At 44.2% G+C, this 19869-nt stretch carries 13 protein-coding genes; all 13 read right to left on the reverse strand.

The genetic code is table 11. From position 1 onward, the window contains the following. Nucleotides 1-14 precede the first annotated feature (14 nt). Nucleotides 15-560: an RNA polymerase sigma factor gene (locus Q5866_RS09705; protein ID WP_186975862.1), complete on the reverse strand. Its 546-nt coding sequence runs from the start codon at nt 558-560 to the stop codon at nt 15-17. Between the two features lie 21 nt (nt 561-581). Then, on the reverse strand, nt 582-1736 hold the full coding sequence (locus Q5866_RS09710; RefSeq protein WP_186975863.1) for an ATP-binding protein: 1155 nt from the start codon (nt 1734-1736) through the stop codon (nt 582-584). A 136-nt stretch (nt 1737-1872) separates the two neighbouring features. After that, nucleotides 1873-3525: a hypothetical protein gene (locus Q5866_RS09715; RefSeq protein ID WP_303179965.1), complete on the reverse strand. Its 1653-nt coding sequence runs from the start codon at nt 3523-3525 to the stop codon at nt 1873-1875. A gap of 85 nt (nt 3526-3610) precedes the next feature. Then, complete coding sequence (locus tag Q5866_RS09720) at nt 3611-5311, reverse strand: TldD/PmbA family protein (RefSeq protein WP_303179966.1); 1701 nt, start codon at nt 5309-5311, stop codon at nt 3611-3613. Between the two features lie 244 nt (nt 5312-5555). Continuing rightward, complete coding sequence (locus Q5866_RS09725; RefSeq protein WP_303179967.1) at nt 5556-7847, reverse strand: Gldg family protein; 2292 nt, start codon at nt 7845-7847, stop codon at nt 5556-5558. A gap of 21 nt (nt 7848-7868) precedes the next feature. After that, nucleotides 7869-8789 carry an ABC transporter ATP-binding protein gene (locus Q5866_RS09730; protein ID WP_303179968.1) on the reverse strand — a complete coding sequence of 307 codons (921 nt, stop codon included), beginning with the start codon at nt 8787-8789 and terminating at the stop codon, nt 7869-7871. Nucleotides 8790-8823: 34 nt separating this feature from the next. Next, nucleotides 8824-10428: a PKD-like family lipoprotein gene (locus tag Q5866_RS09735; protein ID WP_303179969.1), complete on the reverse strand. Its 1605-nt coding sequence runs from the start codon at nt 10426-10428 to the stop codon at nt 8824-8826. A 17-nt stretch (nt 10429-10445) separates the two neighbouring features. Beyond that, nucleotides 10446-11174, reverse strand: coding sequence for a DUF4843 domain-containing protein (locus tag Q5866_RS09740; protein WP_303179970.1), 729 nt, complete (start codon nt 11172-11174; stop codon nt 10446-10448). Nucleotides 11175-11194: 20 nt separating this feature from the next. Next, nucleotides 11195-12745 carry a RagB/SusD family nutrient uptake outer membrane protein gene (locus Q5866_RS09745; protein WP_303179971.1) on the reverse strand — a complete coding sequence of 517 codons (1551 nt, stop codon included), beginning with the start codon at nt 12743-12745 and terminating at the stop codon, nt 11195-11197. Between the two features lie 15 nt (nt 12746-12760). Next, nucleotides 12761-16126: a SusC/RagA family TonB-linked outer membrane protein gene (locus Q5866_RS09750; protein WP_303179972.1), complete on the reverse strand. Its 3366-nt coding sequence runs from the start codon at nt 16124-16126 to the stop codon at nt 12761-12763. Nucleotides 16127-16292: 166 nt separating this feature from the next. Then, on the reverse strand, nt 16293-17468 hold the full coding sequence (locus Q5866_RS09755) for a FecR family protein (protein ID WP_303179973.1): 1176 nt from the start codon (nt 17466-17468) through the stop codon (nt 16293-16295). A 99-nt stretch (nt 17469-17567) separates the two neighbouring features. Next, entirely contained in the window at nt 17568-18122 is a 555-nt protein-coding gene (locus tag Q5866_RS09760; protein WP_303179974.1) for an RNA polymerase sigma-70 factor, read from the reverse strand. Nucleotides 18123-18301: 179 nt separating this feature from the next. Then, nucleotides 18302-19534 carry an alpha/beta hydrolase gene (locus tag Q5866_RS09765; RefSeq protein WP_303179975.1) on the reverse strand — a complete coding sequence of 411 codons (1233 nt, stop codon included), beginning with the start codon at nt 19532-19534 and terminating at the stop codon, nt 18302-18304. Between the last annotated feature and the right edge of the window lie 335 nt (nt 19535-19869).

The raw sequence follows: 19869 nt of genomic DNA on the forward strand, positions 1-19869 counted from the left end.
ACCAAGCATAACCATCAATTTATCAGCACCATAACAAGAAACAAATCCATCCGTTCGGCAAAACGCTCCCGCAAATGCCTCATCCCGTTTTTCAACAACGTTTTCACGGAATTTATAGATATTCCCAACGCATCCGCGACCTCTTGATATTTCATTTCATGAAAAAACACGCTTCTAATAATTTCCCGTGTCTGTTCAGGCATTCGCTCTATTTCAGCCTCCACCTCTTGAATCAACGTGTCGTTCCACTTCACCATCTCCTCCTCAACCACTTCTTCCCGCAACACATCCAGTCGATCACGCAATATATCTTTCTTTTTTAATCGATTCAGGCAACTATTCTTTACCGAACGGAACAAGTAAGTCTTCGTGACCTCACTCCGGATTTTTTGATACGTTTTGTCCTTCCAGAAATTTATAAAAACCTCTTGTATAACATCCTCCGCTTCCTCCTCCGAAATCAAAAAACTAAGGGCATACAAAAACATCGGCTTCGAGTATTCTCTATAGACCTGCTCAAACCTATCCGCCAGATTCATTTTATTCACAGACTCTTCCATGCTCCCCACTACTATTTTGAATTAAAGCTTATATCCTGTTCCATACGTTTCTGCCAACCAAAAACCGAAAAACCGGTCATAAACGTGATACACCCCTCCATCCTTAGTTATAAACTCTCTCTCGAGCAATTGTTTTATCGCGGATTGCACGGAACTCGGCGAATGCAATCCATGCCTTTTGACAAATTGCGTCGAGGTTATCTCCATGGCTTTCCCTTCTTTAGCTATTGCAAACAACACCTCTTTCTGCCTTTCGGGCAACATGGCAACCATACTTTGATAAACAGTTTTATTCGCTTCCACCGTTAAATGCAATATCTGGTCAGCAAGGTTTACCGTCATCTCTTCTCCTGCCTCTACCTGTTCATAAAAACGATTAAACAACATCTGCATATACCAAGTATGCCCCTCCAACAAATTATACACGCGTGTGATACACTCCTCCGTAATCTTTTTACCCGCTTCACGAAAATGATGATACACGAACTCCTTATACCGTTCCGGCCGAATGGCTTCCAGATTCAGAAGAGAAGCACTCTGGTAAAACGGTCTTGATGCCGAAAAAAACATATTTTGCATCATGTGGCGTTGGCTACCGGAAAACACAAAATTAGCATTCTTACATCTTTGAATACACGTGCGCAACATTGCCTCCACGTTTTTCTCCGGGTACTTGGCAATCTGCTGAAACTCATCAATAGCCACGATACAACGTTTATCGGCTCTTTCCAAATACATGAAAATCTCTTCAAGAGATAATTCCGGTTGCTTGATATCTCCAATCCCGATATCAAAAACAGGCTGCCCACTCATTGAGTCTAACTTAAATGCCGGACGCAGTGAACTGATAATGGCAAAGAATTGCTCGATAAACTTCTTCCCCTTGGGCTTCAAGGTTTCAAAAATATGCTTGCCAAGAGCGAACACGAATTCCCTTAACGTACCCGTGGCATAAATATCGATAAAAAACGTGTAGAACTCTTCTTGCACCTGCTTACGATGAAAACAATGTTCTATTAACCCTGTTTTACCCATACGCCGGGGAGAAACAATCACCGTATTACGCTCGTTAAAAAAAGCCCGCGTAAGTTCATCACTTTCCATCTCCCGGTCACAAAAATATTCGGCAGAAACATACCCGCTAATTATAAAAGGATTCCTAACCTTTGCTATCATCATCAGATTATTTAAATTGCAATTATTGCAAATATAATAATTGCAAATCAAATAATCACAAGTATCATAAAAAAACTTGGCTCACCGTAAAAGCGAGCCAAGTTCCCTGTGTTCTAAATATACTTTTCAGCACTGACTATTTCTGCAACGGGAAAGTCAATACCTGTTCTTTGTCTTTCTTCACGTCAGACTTGTTGATTTCTATATTTTCCACCAGAATAGAAGAAGGATAAATGATTGAAGACAACACCTCTCCGTTAGAAAGATAATTGCTTACATTCTCCTTGTTGGAAATATTCAACATACGTTTCAAGTTGGGTAACGTGAATCCGGAAACATCACCGAAACGTACTTGCGTTTCGCTTCCGTCTTTCAAATCCACCCGGTAGATGCGGGAAGCCTTTCCTGCCAAGCCGCGCACGATATAAGCGTATTTCAAACCTTCCTCCTTGGCAGCCTTGATCAAAGCGGCTTTCATCTTTTCCGGCTTGGTACCCTTGTCGGCTTTAATATGAATTGTACCGGGAGCCAACGTATAGGTTCCATCCATAGAAGAAAGCGTGAACCGGGAACTACCTGTCGATTGGGGCGCATGTAATGTCGGAACGGTTCCGTTCAACATCGCCTTGAAAATACCGTTCTCCACCAAGGTGATTTCCTTGGGCGGCACGATACCGTCGGCGTCAATATCATAAGCTCCCAATAAAGTGACACCATTGTATTTTTCCAAAGAAGAATAATTCTTCACCGTCAGACGGGTATCGATGATCTTCATATCCAGACGATCATCCAAAGTCTTGATCGGTTGCATACGGTCAGAAGCAGGTTTACGATAAGCGTAAAGAGCACCTCTCCTCAATAAATTAGAGGTCAAAACAGAAGAACTCGCTCCTCCTTCAAATAAAACCGGACCACCGTAATACTCCGTGATAACCGGGGCATTCTTCAACTTGATCAAATTATCGGCAAACGCTTTCACGCCTTTTTTCAACTCATCAAGCGAAGGTAAATCTTCCGGACGGTCTACAATCACGGAATAAGTATCATCGATACGTACACCATCCTCGGTCACCACGTAAGCCGTGGCATACAAGTTGGTATATCTCATCGGTTGTTTCAACACAACACCATCGGTCGTCATTTTATAAATCTCAATATCCGCACCGCTGATATTTACCGATGAATTGTATATATCCTTGTAATTCTTGAAGATGGCAGACAATTCGCTTGCCGTCTTCTCCAACGCGGCACGATCTATCGTGTAAGCGTTTTTAGCTTCCTCGATTTTCGTGACAGGCTCCACTTTCTGACGATCTTTCAAATTCACCTCTTCGGGCGTTCTCGGGTTCGCCTTCAAGTAAGATTCTTTCATGTTGGCAGCCTGTAACGACCACTTGTACATCATATCCGACCCCATCCAATAATTCCTGCGCATACCGTCATAATCGGGCTCTGCCGGCATCGGCAACTGAGCCGCGACACAGCTATACGCGAAATCGTTATTATTATCATCATTACCTAAAAACATTTGTACCGCCCCGCGGGAAGACCACGGCGTTTCCGTGAAATTAACGATACCGCCCAACGAGGCTCTCACCTGAAATTGACGAGAACGTCCCAAGGTATAAGAAATATAGTAAGGAGGCTGCATCCCCGGCAACATCAACTGTTCCTTGTTGCGTTGCATCTCATCCTGCATAGCTTTAAAGATCACCTGATCTTGATCATTCTGGGCGGCAAGCGGCGCCACAAGCAGGAAAAACAATAATATCGATAATATATATTTCATTTCAATTTTAGATTTTAGATTTTAGATTTACGATTCCATTCCCCTCTCTCGTAAATCATCATTTTCAATTTTCAATTCTCCATTTTCAATTGTTCGTCGGCGCCGGTAAAATAGGAGGTAAATCCATTGATTTCTGACGACGCTGCGTTTCAATCTTATTTACCAGAATCATCGGGGAACTAGCCGTAACAGGCACCCAGCCGGATTCAGCACCACACTCGCCCGTGAACACGCTCGGGGTATCACCACCGCACACGATATTGGAAAACATGGACAACGGGGTTCCGATCAAATCCACTCCGCGAACCAATTCGTCCGGACGACCGTCAACATATATCCGGTACACTTCCAACGGGGTCACGTTAAAGGAATTCAAGCTACCGCCTTCCCCGGTATACGTGAAACCGCTTGTCACTTCCTTGAAATAATAACCATATTCTTTTCCTTGCTTTTTAGCTTCTTCCAGCAACATCTGACGTAATTCCGCCTCCGTTTTCGGAGCTGTCGTTTCCACCACCAAGTTAGACTGACGGGAAACAGGATCACCACCACCGGAAGTACGAGCGTGTCCGTTCGTGCGGGGGAATCCGTCCAGAGGCACACGACTCATCAGGAACTCCCTTAATATACCGTCTTTCACGACATCTACATGACGTGCTTTTGCACCTTGATCATCATACAGGTAAAACCCGTTCAATTCCTCCCCTGCATAACTGCGTAAAGTCGGATCGCAATACACCTGAAATTCTTTCGGCAACACGTATTCACCCACCATTTTCTTGAAGGTCTGTCCACCCGATTTCAAACGATGTCCCTCGATACGGTGACCGAAGATTTCATGGAAGAAAACACCGCTTGCAGGACCCGACAACAATGCCGGACCCGTGTAAGGATCAACGACCGGGGCAACACGCAATACTTTCAAACGCTCTATCATTTTTTTCGCGTCGGCAATCATGATGCCTGCATCAGGAAGGTCTTTCAACTCGTAAGCGAAATAAGACATATTCAAAGGCAATTCCATCCCGTCATCCGCTTTCATCGAAGCACTCATCATGACACGGGCATACGTGCGGTTCTGCACCACTTCCGTGCCCTCAGTATTCACGAAATAAGTACGCAATACCCGGAAGGTCAAGCTTGTTTCCCCGCTCTGCAATAAAGGTTCACTCTTGAACACGGCGGAAACCTCATTCAGTTTCTTTTCCCACGCGGGAATATCAATAGCCTGTTTCTCGGCAGGAATCGGAGCCTCGTAATATTTCTCTACCGGGGCAGCAGAGAAAGAAGGAGCTTTATCCTCGTCGGCAACGCTTACCTTACTCTGCGTCTTTGCCTGCTCGTAAGCTTCCGTGGCAAAATTATAACGTTGCATCACCTCGTACCAGATTGCCTGACGCGTTGCATCAGTCCCGTTCTCGTCATCTAACCCGATATAAGCCATCCGGTAATTCCCGTTCCGGTCAGGCTGAGCCCCCATGGCGTTATATTTAAAGTTATCCAAAATCGTGTCTCCAACCCGAATCTGCGGCACCAAAGAACGTACATGTTGCTCCTGTGCCCGCATCGTCGCCCCGAAAGCACTCGAGATATTCACGGTACGATCATCCATTACCCGAAAATTCATGTGGTAAGGAGGATTCTCCTGTTTCTGCAACTCTTTCATATCGGCAGCCAACTCTTCCTTCAATAGTTGCAATAATTTGTCCTGCGCTTGTGCATACGTCTTTTGGACGGCAAACAGCGAGAGAACGCAACTAACAAAAATCAATTCTAATTTTTTCATCTTTAAATTGTTTTAATCATTTCCTTTAAAGTTCTTTGAAGAACACGCACTAATTATAACAACAAAATTATGCTTCTTATTTCTCTATTCAAAATGATTCTACATTAATTCTTTGTTAATTCTTCAACTTTCTACCTATATTTGAAACCATTCATTTTAACATTTCCATAACCGAAGGAAAAAATGAACCCTAAAAGTTTTTGTCTAACTTTTAGGGTTCATTTCATTTTAATGTGCCATCCCTTTATTTACCTCTTCTTCTGATCCAAATAAATAAAGCCAATAACAATAACAGACCGGGCAATACTCCCATAAACACGATTTTTGCCGTGTCCATATCGTCTTGGTCAAGATAAATATCATTATCAGGAACTGGAGGACGACGCACATCAACAGGCACTTCTCCATCCGACAACCAATAAAACCCTCCTGTAATAACCGTGTAATTTGCAGCCGGGACTCCATTTCGCCGATGTCCGAACTCTCCATTACTAATGCAATTGGCATCCCCAAGAATAATGATCTTCTGATCCTTTTCTCCTACCTTACGGGTTAAAGCGAGTCCGGTCGCGTAAGACTTCTGAACCTCCCCGATTTTAACGTTCAATCTCACGGTATCTTCCACGAAATTCTTGGTTTCCAACTCGTTCCATGCCAGCGAATCTGTTTCAAACCATCGATCCACCGTGTATCCCCGGTCAGTTTCATATTCCAACCCCACGCATCCCGGCATGGCAACAACTTGCCCGAACCGATACATTGTTTCAAAGGGATAAGACATTTTCGCTGCTTTTAGAGTTGCCCGAGAACAAATCAAATCCGATTGAAAATTTTCGGTAGGACGAACCAGACAACCTTCAGCGAATCTCACGCCGAATCGTTCCACAACGGGACTCATCACCTCCTGACGTTTGGGTTCTCCTGCAATCATCAAATTACCTCCCCGTGAAACATACTCGTCCAAATTTTCCATTTCTACAGCAGATAAAGGAGTCTTCATATCAGCAATCACCATAATGTTTACATCTTCCGGGATACTGTTATTCAATGTCACGTCCGTCACGTCAAAACCTTGATTAATCAACGCGTACCGGAATGTTTTCTGCCGGGCGAATTGACTATAATCCCGTTCCCCGTCTTTTTTACTATCCCGTTCTCCGTGTCCGACTAGGAAACCGACCTTAGGCAAGGTCATCACCAACCTCTTGAGTGCGGCTGATATTTCCGGCTCTTGTGGCATAACCAGCATATCGTTATATATCCGCAAGAAAGTTTTTTCCCCGTTCTCTCTTTCCAGCAAACGCACGAAACGATTCCCTTCCGGGGAGAGATCAATTTTCTGACGAATCCGCTCAGGGGTAAGGAACAATTTTATATTGACATTTTGTATTTCTGCCAATTTCTTCGCCTGTTCTTCCATCGTCATATCCGGAAAACGAAGATTCAAATCCGAATTTGCCACGGTATCATAATAATACACGTATTTCATCTTGATTTCCGGCTTAAAACGGGTATATTGACGAAATTGCTGCAAATCCCCTTTCACGCTGGCAGGCAACGCGATCCCGGCATAATGGTCGAACAGATTCACGTAAGTCGTAATCGTCAAACCACCCTTCATTTTAGCCACTATGTTCTGGCTGTTCCGCGTCAGCGTGTTCATCTTAGTCCTTGTAGCGTCGTAATACGTCATGAACCTCGGGAGTGCCGAGAAATATCCCAACAGCACGGCAATAGCACAAACTCCGGCATACTTCCCCCAAGTCGCCATCGCCGAAGACCTTTGTCGCCGGGATTGCAAACGAATGATCGTCAGGAAAAGAAACAAGGCAACGATAATCACGAAATACAACACGTCTTCACTACATATCAATCCCCCGATAAAATTACTTGCCCGCCCGTTAATGGACAACCAGTAAGTGATATCCCGGACAAATTCGATATCCTGCCACATCCTCCCCACGAAATTGAGGAAAGCCAGAATAGCCAATGTACCCATGGCGGCAACAACCTGATAAGAAGTCTGGCTCGACATAAACAACCCGATTGCCGCGTACGCGCAGATCAACAAGTACACTCCTAATAACCCGGAAAGAATCAATGGGAAATCTACATCATTAATACTGAAAGCGACAAAAATAATAAACACCATCAATATCAAAATCAACAGCAAGCCATAAAACATCATGGAAAGGAACTTCCCCAGTATGATTTGCCGATTGGTCACGGGCGAAGAATACAGTAGATTTATCGAACCGCTTCCCAGTTCCCTGCTCATCAATCCCATCGTCAAAAGGGGAAGATACAAGTAAAGATAACTCTGCACGACAGAAAACAAACCTCCCGTTGTCGAGAAAATCCGGTAAGTAAGATTCCCATTCTGGTATCCCATCATTTTCATCCTGACCAAATAACCGAATGAGTCAGAAAAATCCATACTGACCTGAAAAGTAAAAATAATAAGAATAAACCACGCCACCGGCGAGTAAAACAATGTCCGTAATTCCGTGCGGGCAATCTTGTATATTGTTCTCATATATTAAGCTCTATTTTTTTACTACTTTTTTGACAATTCCGCGAATATCTCGTTCAAAGAACTTTTCTCCACGTGTACCTCCGTTAACCGCCATCCCCGGGCAACACTGGTCTCGACAAGTCGTTCAGCAGCTTCCTGCACATCCGTGAATTGCAAACGGAAATGCGCTCCCCCCAGTTCATTTACCCCGATAACACCCGGAAGAACCTCCAACTCCTCGACCGCGGGTTCCGCCATTAACGTGACGAACAACGTGTTCGGCATGATATAATTATCAAACTCATCCACCGTCCCTGAAAAAACAAGATGTCCCTGCTCGATCATCCGGATATAATCACACGTGGCCTGTACCTCGCTCAAAATATGCGTGGAAAGAATCACGGTACGCTCTTCCGCGATTTCTTTGATCAGATGCCTCACCTCCAGAATCTGGTTCGGGTCCAACCCGTTCGTCGGTTCGTCCAGCACCACGAAATCCGGGTTGTGAATAATAGCTTGCGCTATTCCCAAGCGTTGCTGGTATCCCCCCGACAAATTACGAATCAAACGTTTTTTAAAATGAGCGATACCACATTTCTCCATGACCTCCTGAATGGCTTTCGGCATATCCCTTGGCGGGATATGCCGCAACTCGGCACAATACTCCAGATACTCCGCCACGTTCAAGTCCGAATGCAGGGGAGGCTTCTGCGGTAAGAAACCGATATGCCGTTTTGCTTCCACGGGATTTTTTCCGATATCAATACCTTTAATCAGTACACGCCCTTCCGTTTGTTTCAATATGCCGCACATGATATTCATGGTAGTCGATTTACCGGCTCCGTTGGAGCCGAGTAAACCGTAAATACCATTTTTCGTGATCTCAAAATTAATATCCCGTATCGCCCACTGCACGCTATAACGATGGGACAAATTTTCTACTTTTACAATCGATTCATCCATACAATCATGATTTTACACCTACAATATTCTCCCTCTAATAATTATCAAAACCACTCGTCTCGTTCCTCAACTCCATGGCATCCACCACACGTCCGCCCAAGTTTGCCCGGGATTCCTCGTACACGTAAGGAGCATTCAATGACGAAATATCCACCATCATAAATTCCCCGTTCTCCAACCCGATAGCAACCTGTCCGTTATTCACGTTATACGTTGTCAAACGCAACATCGTGATCTTCGCGTCAAACTTCAACAGAGGATTATCACTCCGGGTACTTTTGTTAATATAGCGTAACTCGTTATCTTTCGTGTAAAAAATAACCATTCCCGCGGTTCCCATTTGTACCAACAGCGTCGTAATAAAACGACTATCCTTATCCAGATTCCCCCCCGGGAAAGGCATGGGTTTAATAATCATTCCAACGGGCAAAAACCATTCTAATTTATCCGAATCAAGACATTCTATTGTATTACGATTTACCACGAAATCAGACAAATAAGTTTTCCCTCCCTGGTTATAAACAATCGTGAAAAGGCTATACGGGAAAGTGTAAGGCATTAAATCGATATTCTTCATCTCGGCAATATACAAAACTTCAGTTCCTTCATCCATCCCCCAAACCGGCAACACGGGCTGGTACGGTCCTTTCGTAACCGGCTTTATGGCATAAGGATAACCTGCATTGACCATCATCACCCTCCGGTTCAATTCATCATAACACGGGGTAATAAGGCACTCCCACCGGGAAAAACCTCCTACCCCGAACCGGGTGATTTTATAACCTTTATTATCCGTAGAATAAGGTTCATTCACGTACTTGCCTCCCAACCAACTCTGAAGCATCTCGCGTCGATACAAACGCCCGTCTTCCATTGCCAGATAAGAAACCCTCTCCATGTGAAACACGTCAACGGCTGAAAAATCCGCCGGGATACCTCCCTCGAATTGGTCTTTCACGTCATGCGCTTTCAACATATTCTCGTTGTTCAATTCGTAGACTGCCTTATCTGTAATAATTGTTGCACTACCACTAGCCTGCGAGATATTTCTTGCAAGGTTATAGCGAATCCGCCGGGGTTTTCCCGGTATATCTTCCCCGTTCAACGTTTTATACAAATTATCACGAACCTCGTAATAAAAAGTGGATTGCCCGTTAACATTTCTGGTTCTTCTCTTTACAAACGACAGCTTCGTGTCATTCCCGTTCTCGGAAATGACCAACCAGTCCCCACCGTAATATTTGGGAGTAATAAAGTAAGATACCCTATTCATGTAACGAATCCCGGTAGACTTGTCTATCACAATAAAATACCCGAAAAGCGGATCATCTGAGAACTTCGTGATTCCCGCTCTCTTGATAAGCGTATCTGTACTTATGAAAAGCCCCCGTTCCTCAGAAATAACATCCCCATTCAATGTCCATTCATAACAAACCTCTGCCAAACGTTCCGTGGAATCTTTTTCAAAATAAAAATCAGACGCGGCATTAACCATCTCCCCTTCATAACCAAACACCATGATAGGTTCTTCCTTAAACACCGGTTCGTTAAGCTTCTTGTAATTATAATTTCCCTCGTCGTCGATACATCCTGCAAACAAACTCAGAAAGAAATACACGAGTATAATTCTATTTCTCATAATATTCATTTTACTGGTTAAATAGAAACTGTCATTAGTGATCCGTCTCGTTCTTGAATAGCCGGATTCTGCTCGCTCAACCATTTTTTGAATTTCAGCACCAATAAAATCGTCTTATCCGGATTTTCCCGTATAAATCGGGCATTTACCTGTGCTTCCTTGTCCGCGTGATTCAAAAACAATTTATATTTTTCAGGGGAATACTTCCCTAGCAAACTAGACGCGGACTTCCACCAGTCCGGCATACTTACTGCCGTTGTCAAAATAATCTTCGCCCGGCGACGTTCTATCTGCCCGACTCCCATCGTTTCGCCCGGGACCAATTCAACCACAATTCTCACGCCGTCCGGAAGACTTTCTAATCGGTCACTACGATGCAACTTCACTTTTACGGTATCAATCAAGTTACCCGCGTGGAACGTGTACAGGGGAGCAATCGTGTACTCGCCGGCTTCCGCTGTCGTCTCCTCCTCTACGACCTTCAACCCGTAATGAAGATCGGACGTCAATGTATCCCCGGACAAGTGGACGAACAGGTCTACCGTGGCATCATTCGTCCCGTCCGGATAAAAGAAAAACGATACGACAGTCGAATCAGCAGTATTGGTTCCGGGATAAGACTCGTTAATGAAAAATTTATCAAAATATACTTCATGCCGGTCTTTAAAAACCTCCACATCTTCTTCACTACACGAAAACAAAAAGATGCTTAAAAATACAATTATATAATAACTAAAAATTCTCATAATTCTCATTTTTATAATAATTACAAAGACTGGTCATCCGGTATCGGCAACACGCTCTCGGCTTTCGTCAGAGGACGTTTCACATTCCCGTCGAAATCCACGTCCGCGTTCAAACGTTTATACAAGAAAAACAATTGCCCTTCCCCGATCCATTCTCTCCGGGCATCACTGATCAACTCTTTCTCGAAATCGCCCCAGTTATCAACGGAAACGCTGGCATAAAGACCTCGCCAATATTTCATCATTCCCAATACATTCTGAACTTGGGCAAAATCATTTTTACGAGCGGAACATTCGGCAACGATATATTGCATTTCCGAAGACCGAATCATCGGTACAATCGTCACGTTCTGTTTACGGGTATTAACGTCATTACTGCAATAATATTTCCCGGATAACGCGTATTGCTGCTTCGCCATATATCTCAAATGGCTATATCGGCTATCCTGCTGTGACTCATCCGTTCCCGCCGGATTCGTGAAAAGAGACTTTTTCATCACGAAATAATAATTGTCCAAACCAGCCTCTTTCGAGAAAAATCGGCTTAAGCCAAACTCATCGTAAGCCTTTTCATTATAAAGGGCAAACACGAGATTTGTCAATAATTTCAGATCCGTACTTTTCTCCAGGTCAAGCCCGTACATCATATTCATCCAAGACCCGTCAGAAAACATCTGCGTCGGGTTATATTGAACCGCGGTTGCATCAATCACCGATTGAGCCGCGGTCAACGCGTCGTCATATCGTTCCGTGTAGAGATAAGCCCTGGCAAGAAGTGCCGTGATCGCGTAATAACTCAAACGATACCCTCTCCCCATAAAGAAACTGTCATAATCTTTTGCTTTATTATAAGCCGGCATACTTGTATTCAACGTGTTTTGAAAACGACTCTTGGGCGACTCCATGAAACACTGTCCGATAGCAGACGTATCCAAACCGATGGTCAAATCTCTCGCGTGTTCCAAATCCCGGATTACTTTATCCATAAACTCCGAGACCCCGATCCCATCAGCCATAATATCCGGGTAAGTTTCCACGTAAGGCACATACGCCCCGTTATCCTTGCTCACGGGTGCCGGAGCGAACAATCTCACCAGATCAAAATGCATCATTGCCCGGCAAGCGTACGCTTCCCCTAACATCATATTCTTTTCCACATCCCCTTTCCCGAAAAAATCAGAAGAACACTTCTCCAGGTTTTGTATCAGATTATTGGCATTGGCAATCACGTTAAATCCCTTTGCCCAAATCTCGTTAATCGACGAATTCAAATAATTAGAACGATAATCGAATTTCCCGGCATCAAGATATTTCTGATCTTTCATCGTCTCTTCTCTCAAATCATATTGCTGGGACATACAATCCAGCATGCCGAAAGTAAGTTCTCTCCCGTACAACGAAGCCGAAGCCATCGATTTGTACAAACCGTTCAACACGGATCGATACCCGTCCACGGTACTAAACACCTGATCCTCCGTAGCCTGAGTTTCCGGCTTCAAGTCCAGCCATCCTTCGCAAGAAGCAAAAAAGAAAGCGGACAATACAATAACAAGTCTTGCATAGATTCTCATAACCTTATCTCTTTATTAGAAACCAACGTTCAAGGTAAAACTAAAATTTTTCGCGTACGGGTAACTCGTCCCTCTCTCCTGCTTCACGGTCGACCAGCGGTAAACATCATTCATGTTAAATCTCAACCCGAGAGAGGTCAGATTAATTTTCCGTATCAATTCCGGTAAAAAATCATACCCCAGAGACAGCCCGCTAAAGGACAACAAATTATAATCCTGCACGAAACGAGAAGTAGGCTTAGTCTCCACGTTTTTCTGCAAATCATAATAAGGAGCAACGTCACCGGGCTTCTTCCATCTTTCCGCGAGTACCCGCTTATCGACATTACCGTTCTTGATATCGGCATTCTCGACCTTGTTCAACAACGTTTCGTTATAGACTTGCCCGCCCCATTGATACAAGAAAGAAGCGTTCAGGTAAAAACCCTTGTACCCGATATTAATCCCGAATGAACCCTGTGCATCCGGGTTATTATCCCCGACAACAACCTGATCATTCGCGTCCCACGTGTAAGTACCCGACCCGTCTTTCCGGATAAACTTCTCTTTCCCGTTCACCGGATCGATTCCCGCTGAACGAACGGCATAAATAGCCGTGGAAGAAGCCCCCACGTAATATTTTTGCATAGGTTTCGTGACTAAAGCCTGGTAATATCCATCCTTCCCCGTGGCGGAAGCAAGCACGTCTTCCAATTTCGTGTTATAATTATCATCCAACGCCTTATTATAAGCCATAGAGGCTGCCCCCAATTCTGTAATTTCATTTGAATTCGAGGCTATATTACCGGTCACGCTAACGACCCAATCGCGATCACGGAACACCGTGGCACTCAAATTTACCTCGAATCCTTTATTTACCATCGCACCGGAATTGGAACGGTAAGTATTAAAACCAGACGAGGTACGAATAGACACGGCATCAATCAAATCAACCGTCTTCTTGTAATAATAACTGGCATTCACGTTCACGATATCATTGAAAAAACCTAATTCCAGTCCGCCATCCCATGACTTCGTACTCTCCCATTTCAAATTCGGATTTCCCAAGGCTACCAAATGTGAAGCCGGTCCGGTATAATACCACGCGTCCGACTCCGATTCATAGGTCGTGATTGCCGTGTAAGACGGAAAATTCACTTTACCGGTAACCCCGTAAGAACCGCGAATCCTCAATCGGCTCAACAACCAGTTATCTTTCAGCCAACTATAATTATGCACGTTTACCCCCAGTCCTACCGACCAGAAAGGAGCGAACCGCTTATCGCTCCCGAACTGGGAAGATCCGTCAAAACGCAAAGAAGCATCCAATAAATACACGTTATCATACGAATAATTCAAGGATGCAAGGACACCAAGCAATCTATTCTTAGAAAAATTCCGATTCGTCTTATCCAATTGTTGCGCCGCGAAAGATGAAGAATGCATACTCCCCAGCCCGAATCCCACGAAAGTCATATCCTTACTTTCCGTCCGCACCTCCTGCACGTTCACACCCGCGGTAGCATTGATAAAATGTTTCCCGAGAGCCCGGTTATAATAAAACATCGCGTTCATATTCCAGTTATAATCATCCCCGGAAACTTGCGACAAAGATCCCTTCCTGTCATTCGTGGTAGAGCTAAAACTTGCATCCCGCGGGTCGACAAACGATTCGCTTTTATTCGTTATCCTGGAAATGGCGAATTGTCCCCTAAACTGGAATCCATCGAAAAAATATAAATTCACACTTAAATTATTCGTCATTTCCTCTATACGGCTTTTCCCCGAATAGCTATTCAGTTCCCGTGCCGAATACAAAGGATTATTCCTTATTTCACCTTTACCCACGTCAACCTTTTCCCGTAAATTCCCCTCATCATCATATATCGCCGCGTAAGGCTGCATCTTGGCATACTCGCCGAACGTGCCGTAAGGCGAATCCTGCGAACGGGTCGCGTTATAGGAAATATAATTCCGTACCTGCAACTTCTTGTAGCGATAATCCAACGACAACCCCACGCCCATCCGGCTACGGTAAGACCCCTTCATCGTCCCGTTGTTGCTGTCATAATTAAAATCCGCGGCATATCGAAGACTTTCCGTCCCCCCGTCGATATAAAGGCTGTGCGTGTGGTTAAACACATTACGCAACGGTCGCGACATCCAATCAGTATCCACGCCCCGTTGTATCATTTGCAACACATCATTATAATCTTTGTCCGATCTTTCCAGCACATCCTTGTCAATCGAAGAATACACTCCCGACAACCGTTCCACTTCCAGCTTCTCCTCCGCGTTACAAAGATTATAATCCGAAAGATCAGGGAACTCCATCCCACCGCTCAGGTTATACATCACGTTCAACTTTCCCGGGCTCGGGGCTACCGTCGTAACCACCACGACCCCGTTCGCCGCCCGGGAACCGTATATAGCCGTGGCAGCCGCATCCTTCAAGATCGTCATGCTCTCGATACGGTTCATATCCATATCGTAAATCTTCTGCACGGAAACCTCGAAACCGTCCAGAATAAATATCGGAAGATTCGGGTTATCCTTCAGGTTCGTGCGTTGCGTCTGTTTCAAATTCTCCACTTCCAGACTCTTGTTCATCCCGATACTCGATTCTCCCCGGATATTAAACTCCGGCAAAGCATTCGGGTCTGATCCCCACGTATTATTCTCCTTGATACGGAACGACGGGTCGAAAATCTGCAAAGCCGCGATCACGTTCTTGTTATTCGTCTTCAACAGTTGATCCCGCGTCACGGTAGTCGCGTTACCCGTGAAACTAGATTTTCTCACGTTCAAGTATCCCGTTATCACGACATCCTCTAACGTTTCCACGTCCTCCTTCATCACCACGTTAATAGAATCTTTCCCCGCGTAAGGGATCTCTTGGGTAATCATCCCGACAAAAGAAAAAACCAACGAAAATTTTTGAGGCGCATTAGGAATCACGAGTTGATAATGCCCGCCCGTGTCAGTCGCCGTACCGATAGAGAAACCCTTCAATTGAACAGTAACACCGGGAAGCGGTTGCTTTTTCTCGTCACTCACGTTCCCCTGTATCGTGATCTTTTTCACGTCCTCGACCTCTTTTTTTTCCCGGGACTGTACAACAATCATATTTCCGTTAAACACCCAAGTTAGAACGGAATTCTTGAAAACCGACGCCAACACGGACTCAACTGTCCCATTTTCCACTTTCACGGAAACCTTTCCAAGTTGGGCAACCTGTTCTATATTAAAAAGGAAATACAGGTCTGTCTGCCGTTGGATCTCATCAAAAAGTTTTTGCACATTCACATTTTTCATGTTCAAACTCACTCGTTCCTTTTGCGCCAAACTACTAGCCGACAAGGAAAGAGTAAAACAACATGTAAGCAAAACAAATAATCTCATAATCATCAATTTTTTTCGCCAACGCCTTTTTAAAAGACGATGACATAATCGTTTTTTTTTCATAAATTTGCATTCTAAGTTATTAATACTCCAACAAGCAACTGCGCCAAACAGTTCTTGTTGTATTTACTTAAAAACACGGGAGGTGCGCCAAACACCTTCCGTTCTATTTTGACACGACAATCGTTCTGCCTCGAATAGTAAACTGCACGTCAGTTGATAAAGTAATTGCTTTTAAAATGGTATCGATCTCTTTATATCTTTCCATATAACCGGAAAAATGTAAATCTTTCACGGACGGTGTTTGGTAGAATATATCCACATCGTACCAATTGGACAAAGTTGTCAAGATATCCTCCAGTCGCTGATTCTCAAAACGGAAAATCCCGTCCTTCCAATCCGTGTAAAGTGCCACATCCACCTCTTTCACGTCCACACTCTGCTCTTTCCGGTTATACTCGGCCATTTGCCCCGGCTTTATCATATTTTCTTCAGTCGAACCTAACACCCTCACACTAACCTTTCCATGAACCAATACAGTCCTAACGTCCCCGTCCGAGCATGAACTGATATTGAAAGACGTTCCGTACACTTTCACTTCGATACCACCCACTTCGACCAAAAAAGGACGTTCCGCCGAATCTTTCATCACTTCAAAATAAGCCTCTCCCGACAAATACACCTTCCGTTCTTTCCCGTTAAAAACCACCGGATATTTCAGACGAGTCGCGGAGTTCAGGTACACGACCGTCCCATCGGCAAGAATCACTTTATACTCGCCACCGCGAGGGATTTCCAGTTCGTTAAACCGAACCGGATTCTCCCTCTTTGCATCCATCGGCATATACACTAGCATATCTTTTTCCCGGGTAGCTTTCACACCTTTACCCGCGAGTATTTCACCTTCTTCACGATCTTTCAATACCACCTTCTGCCCGTCATCCAAGATCAACACGGCTTGGGAAGAACCGGGATGAATTTCACCAACGGACGAGGCGACCACAAGAGGTTCTTCCCCTTCATCATATCCCCACATCCATACCCCGGCAATAGAAATGACGAATATCAATATCGCCACATACTTCCACCATGTACCAATACGCCGGGGTACCTGTCCCACTTTTCTCTCGAAAACACGCAAAGCCTTTTTATCATTAATTTTATTGTAAACGGGACGTTCCTCGGCAAACAGCCTTTCCCGGCAAACCCGTTCAAAGAATTGCCGGTTCTCTTTCTTCTGCCGACACCATTCTTCCAACTCGTGCCTTTCTCTTTCCGAAATCTCGCCAATTTGATACAATTGAATCAATCGGACTATTCCATCATTATAACAATCATCCATTCCAATTTATTTTGCACCATATACAACCGAGGTGCAAAAACGGGGTATCCGATTTTGATTTATTTTTCGAAAAAATACTGAAAACCGCTTTTTTGATAATCAAACGATATTTAAAGCAACCAAGATATCAAACAATTTGCCCAGCCTTTCCCGCAAGGTATGCATTGCCTTCTTTTTCTGAGTTTTCACGGTTTCCACGGAAAGTTTCAGTAATTGTGCAATCTCCTCGTTCTTCTTCCCCTGCAAATGCAATTCAAACACTGCCCGACAACGATCCGGCAACTCATCCACCGCCCGATGTAACTCCCGGTACATCTCTTCCCGCATCACCCGGTAATCCTCGTCATCTTCCTCCACGTACCGCATCATCAACTCCGCATGACGCCTTTCTACCTCCTCGTGCTTCAAGTAATTCAAACATTTATTTTTCACGGAATCGTACAAGAATGCTCGAAAACCGTGATAAGAGTTATACTCCTTATCACTTTCCCATATCGCCACGAAAACCTCTTGCACCATATCTTCCGCCACCTCCTGCTGTCGCACGAGACGCATGGCATACAGCACCAGATAACGATAGAACACACTGAACAATTCACGAAAAGCCGCGATATGTTTTCCATTTATTTGTTTTATAAATTCCTCTGGTGCCATTCTTTTTAAACTCCAATTGTCTTATCCACCACTTGCGAGTAACAAAATTATGACTTTTAATTCAATAAACAAAAATAACACGCCATAAACAAACGCAAATTAACCGAGATAGCAACGTATTTCTACTCGTAATACCAGACAAGTACCAGATTGACAACCTATACAGATTATTCTTCACCTTATTCTACTTCCGCATTACCAATAATTGTCAATTCTGCATTAAATATCAAACGTTTATCCACCCTCTCGTCTATCGATTCAGCTATATTCTTCAACGTCCGCTTCACTTTTCCGCTAAAGAGTTTATTCCCTTGGTAAAATATCTCCACGGGCTGCTCGAAATCAATCATCTCATCATTCAACCGAATTATCAATCGCTTGTAATCATTTTTCAGAATCGTGAACGTGTTCCCGTTCCGTTCCACGACGACCTCCATGCCGTGTTTCGCCTCATCCGTATCAACACGCAGCCAATATAAAGAAGGTATCACCACCTCTTCCTGTCTCCACACGACCTTTGTCGGGTTTGGCTCTCGTTGATATTTCGCCATCCAAGGGATTGCCGCACGATCTTCCCGATCCATCCAATGCCCTTTCCCCTTCACGATACGCGTTTCGTGAATATACCCTTCCGGGTCGGAAGCGTGCAAAGAATCCATCACCACTCCTTTCTCGACAGCTAAAGTATTCCGGTTATAAGCCGCATCCCGTTCCCCCATCCAAATCATGAAAGGAACGTTACGCAAATTAACTTGAGAAGCCTCACCGGGATGCCCTGCCATCATGGAAGCTGCAGCCCAACGATCCGCCATACGGGGAGCCATACGCCACACGCCGTCACCCCCTGCCGAATAACCCAACAGATACACCTTATCCGGGTTCACGTCCATCATCACGACCGCCGTCCGGATCAACTCGTCGAAAAACTCGTCCAACCCCGGCTTAAACCACATATTCCAATCATCCCAAGGCGCCCGGGGTGCCACGTACACACCCTCCGTCGGTTGATACAACTGAATCTGATTCTTCCATTGTTGCGTATTCAAAGCCTCCGGGGCGCTTCCCCCGCCATGCATGGAAATATAAAGACTCCTCCCGTCTGCCGGTTTCTCCCCGAACACCTTATAATCAAAAGACATCCGCAACCCCTCCCTACTAAAACATTTCCCTCCCCACATCCGCTCGTTTTTCTTCTTCACCTCTTTCAGCTTCTCGTCAAACAACAAAGTCGCGATTTCCCTTGCCTCCTCCTTATTCAACGCCTTCTCGTAAAAAGCAAATTTATTCAACGGTTTTCGTTCCTCCGCTTTTCTTGCCACCCATGTTTTCACGGCTTTCACTTGCGCGGATACACAGGACGGTGATAACCACACGCTTACAAAAAACAAAACACAAACAATTCTCATCATCATCAAAATCACTAAATAACACAAAACACAACTTATTTCTCCTCTACCCCTCTGGGTTGAAGAGAAATTTTCGCCCTAAAAATAATGAAATTACACTCGCGACACAATTATCATTAAAGCAAAAAAATAAAAGGTGGGTTTCTAGCATATTCAAATATCCTACCTGAATCAATCATAAATATACTATATATTTTCATGATATTAAATTTCATTCAAATTCAATTAAATTACTATTTCTTTACCTTTAAAATAGGCCTTGAATAGGAGATGAATAGGAGTTGAATAGGAGATGATACAAATCAACTATAAATAATATACAATTTACATATATATTATTT

The sequence above is a fragment of the uncultured Butyricimonas sp. genome, assembly GCF_959596855.1.
GTDB classification, from domain to species: Bacteria; Bacteroidota; Bacteroidia; order Bacteroidales; family Marinifilaceae; genus Butyricimonas; species Butyricimonas muris.